Raw genomic sequence first — 2,577 nt, forward strand, 5'->3', positions numbered from 1 at the left:
TCCCCTGAGTTGAATTTACCAAATGATATTACTGTATCAGTATGCAAACCAACAGTTGAATATAGGATCACAGCTTCAGATAACTGCCAGGTAAAAAAATTGGAATTAATTGAAGGAATTCCCTCTGGTCATACTTTTCCATTAGGAGTTACCATGGTAAAATATCAGGCGACTGATGTCCAGGGGAATATTGGTTATGGTGAGTTTAAGGTTATCGTTAAGGATCTGCCAAACCCTCCACAAATAACAGATATTTCAACCTGTAAAGGAGAAACCGTAATATTGGCTGTAGAAAATGCGAAGCCTTTCTACAGTTATATTTGGTATGATAGCCAAAACAATGTTCTGCCCTCTGTTGGAAATGGTTCCTCTTTTATAAGTGGAGAATTAGATTCCTCCGTTCTTTATAGGGTGGTTACCAAAGATAAGTCGACGGGCTGTGAAAGCACTCCTATAGAAGTAAATGTAACCGTAATATCTACTCCCAATGCACCAACCGCCTCCAACCAAACCTTCAGTTCTGCAGAAAAACCGCAAATAAAAGACCTGGAAGTGAATGGTGAAACAGGAGCTACCTTTATATGGTACAATGCTTCGACCGGAGGCTCAAGTTTAGAACTTGATGAATTTCTAACGGATGGAGCAACCTATTATGTGTCTCAAATGGTGAATGGCTGCGAAAGTCCAAGAACTCCAGTGAAAGTGAGGTTTATAGATGAAGTTTCTTTAAACCCTCCACTAAGTGCTGATTTCAGTATTTTAATTCTGGAAAATACAAGCTACTCATTCACAGAACAACAGTTTGTTTTCTCTGATGGGGACGGGGATAACTTTGAAGCTATCCTTTTCACCCGATTAGTTCCAAATGGTAATTTAACTTATGATGGAAAACCTGTGGTGGTGGGTGTGGAATATGAAAACCCCTCTTTACTTACTTTTGCTCCAGAAAAAGACGGCTTTGGTTCCCCTTATGGCTCCCTGGAGTTTAAAGTAAAGGATAATTCCAACGATGCTTCTACCACTTATAGCGCAACTTATAGCATTACTATAAATGTAAGACAAAGAATTGTTGCTCTTGATGATGCAGAAGAGGTAAGGGCGGGGGAGACACTTTCCTCTTCAAGTGTAGTTGAAAATGATGAAAATCCGGAGCAACTGCAGTTGGTGGTGGATACCCATCCTTTGCAAGGGGTAGCACACGGGAACCTAATATTGTATGAAGATGGAACTTATACTTACACACCGGACCCTGGGTATATAGGGACGGATAGTTTTGTGTATAAAGTAAGGGACCAAGGCACTCCGGAATCTTTTAGTGAGGCTCAGGTTATTATTAATATTTACCCTCAAGAACCGGAACCGGGGCTAGGGATTTCTCCTAATGGGGATGGGCAAAATGATTATTGGGAAATTAAACATATTGAAACTTATCCAAATAATGTGGTGAGCATTTTCAATCGGTGGGGTAATCTGGTTTATAAAGTAGACCAATATAATAATGAGGATAAGGTTTGGAGAGGAGAATCAAATAGAGGGCTTACACCTAGAAAAAATAGAGTTCAAGATGGTACTTATTTTTACGTAATAGAATTTTCGGATGGGAAGGAATTAAAATCGGGCTATGTATTAGTTAAACAATAAGCAAGATGAGAAGAAAATTTCTAAAAGCCTTTTTCCTTCTTTTGGTGCTGACTGTTTGTCACCATCACCTAAGTGCCCAGCAACAGGCGATGTTTACCCAATATATGTTTAATCCTTTATTGTTAAATCCGGCATATGCTGGAAGTCATGAAGCAATTAGTGTAACAGCTTTGATCCGGGAACAATGGGTAGGGTTAGAAGGAGCTCCTAAAACACAAACTTTTTCTTTTCATGCACCTATACCTTATCGTAAGATAGGTGTAGGAATGAACATTATTCATGATAGGATTGGGGTTACAGATCAAATCTCCACCACCATGATGTATGCTTATCGACTAAAAATAGGAAAAGGGAAGTTATCTATGGGGCTTCAGGCTAGTTATCACAATTATAGGTCTTTCTATAGTCGGGTTTCTGCAACGGACCCTTCCTATGCTAGCGAAGATGTGAATTCCAGTAATTTTAATTTTGGTACAGGGATTTATTATTATACGGATCGCTGGTATGTAAGTGCTTCAGTTCCCCAACTTCTCAATAGTACTTTGGATAATAAGAGTGATGATCCGGACTCGAAACTGGTCAGGCATTATTTTATTACTGGGGGTGTAGTTCTAGACCTGAACCGATTTCTTAAATTAAAGCCAAATATTTTATTAAAAGCGGTAAGTGGGGCCCCTATCCAAATGGATTTGAATGCCAATCTTTTGATTTATGATACGGTTTGGTTGGGCTTGTCTTATCGTTCTTTAGAGTCCTTTGATGCTCTGACACAATTTCAACTCACTCCCCAACTTTTATTGGGTTATTCTTTTGATTTTGCCACAACCACTGCTTTGAGTCGGGTAAATAGCGGATCTCATGAAATCAGCGTTAATTACCGTTTTTCCTTTTCCAAGAAAAGAAGGAGGGTGATTTGTCCTACTTTCTTTTAAATGT

Annotated in this window: 2 protein-coding genes; both read left to right on the forward strand. The window is 39.1% G+C overall.

The window, feature by feature from the left end; translation table 11 throughout:
• Positions 1-1,641: T9SS type B sorting domain-containing protein (locus E1171_RS03030; RefSeq protein WP_155203952.1), on the forward strand; the 1,641-nt coding region annotated here is incomplete at its 5' end.
• Positions 1,642-1,646: 5 nt separating this feature from the next.
• Positions 1,647-2,573: a PorP/SprF family type IX secretion system membrane protein gene (locus tag E1171_RS03035; protein ID WP_155203954.1), complete on the forward strand. Its 927-nt coding sequence runs from the start codon at positions 1,647-1,649 to the stop codon at positions 2,571-2,573.
• Positions 2,574-2,577 lie beyond the last annotated feature (4 nt).

It is taken from the genome of Xanthovirga aplysinae (assembly GCF_009711365.1).
In the GTDB taxonomy this organism is placed as follows: Bacteria; Bacteroidota; Bacteroidia; order Cytophagales; family Cyclobacteriaceae; genus Xanthovirga; species Xanthovirga aplysinae.